We start from the raw sequence: 1,486 nt of genomic DNA on the forward strand, positions 1-1,486 counted from the left end.
AATCCTGTTACTCGGGTTTGACCTGCTGCGCGATTTTCGCGGCATATAAGGGTGGTAAAACGAGATCGTTAGGGTAGCATTAAGGCGCAGTGTGATTTTTTCGCTTGCGTATGCGGTTTTAAGGCGCTTGGTAATTTCAGTTTACTCGCAGAATTTTCAGATGCGCGGTTTTTCGAGACTATGGCAGCGGGATTTTGGGTTTTTAGCGAGAAGGTATTTGGCGAATTTGCAGTGCTATGGCTCTGATTTTTGTCGAGAAATTTTAGAATTTTATGATTTCACAGGAGAATTTTGTGTGTTTTGGCGCCGCGTCGAACTTAAAATTTCATCTTGCCGCCGCGTAAGATTGCGCGTCTAATCTTTCTGTTTTTTAAATACGGCATCCGTTTTGAGATTCGCGTCCGTTTTTGAAATTTTACTCCGAATAAACGCCGAATTCACAAAATGAGCCGCCCGGCGATAATTTTAGAAAGCCGTGCAAGCCTGCAATGCAAAAGCAAAGCTTTATGAGAGGCAGAGTTTAAGGCCTTTGTCGATAATTTAGCCGCTCAAAATTCCGCCGCGTTACAGCGTACTAAGGCACCCGAAGCGCCGTATTGCGCTAGGGTTTGCCCGCCTCACAGCTCGCTAAAACGCTCAAAGCGGGCTTTTAGAGATTTTGCGTTTTTGTTTAAAAGTTCCGCTTGCGCGGCGAGTTTATCTGCGTATGTTTGAAGCGCCGTCGCATACTTAGCATGCGCATCAAAGTCCGATTTTAGCGCGTAAATTTCATCCTTTACCGATTTGATATTTTGCGCGAGCACCTCGTCTTTTACGAAGGTGCGGATCGTGCCTAAAAGCGCCAGCAGCGTCGTGGGCGATGCCGCAAAAATGCCGATTTGCGCGCAGTATTCAAGCACCTGAGTCAGCTTCTCGCAGACATAGACGAAAACCGCTTCGCTCGGCACGAATAGCACTGCAAACTCCGTGCTAAGAGGCGGTATGATGTATTTTTCCGCGATATCTGCGGCGTGCTTTTTCATATCTGCGGCTAGCTGTTTATCCGCACTAGCAAGCGCTGCGGCGTCGTTTGAGGCGGAGGCGGCGATGATCTTTTCATAGCTTTGAAGTGGAAATTTTGAGTCAATGCAAAGAATTTTTTCTTTTGCGATATGCAGCGCGCAGTCCGCAATCCTGCCGTTTGGTAGGTGCTTTTGCAGCTCATAAAATGCGGTGTTTTGCCCATAGATCATCGATAAAATTCTCTCTAATCGGTACTCGCCGAAGTTGCCGCGTAGTTTGACATTACCTAAAATCGAGTTTAGCCTTGCGATTTCGTCGCGCACCTGCAGTGAAGTTTTATTTTGCTCGCTCATTCGCGCTAGATTTTCCGCTATGTCCTTAAAGCCACGATCCAGCGAGCTTAAATTTTCGCTAAGCGCGCTGTTTTGGCGCTGCAAACCCTCGCCAAGGGATCTATTAAGATAATAGAGCTTATCGTTAAAGC

General features: G+C 46.8%; 1 protein-coding gene. It reads right to left on the reverse strand.

The genetic code is table 11. The features are described from left to right. Positions 1-617: 617 nt before the first annotated feature. Positions 618-1,486 (reverse strand): DNA recombination protein RmuC (gene rmuC, locus Q0256_RS03575; protein ID WP_297960113.1); only part of this gene is annotated, 869 nt, incomplete at its 5' end.

The sequence above is a fragment of the uncultured Campylobacter sp. genome, assembly GCF_937949835.1.
Taxonomy (GTDB): domain Bacteria; phylum Campylobacterota; class Campylobacteria; order Campylobacterales; family Campylobacteraceae; genus Campylobacter_B.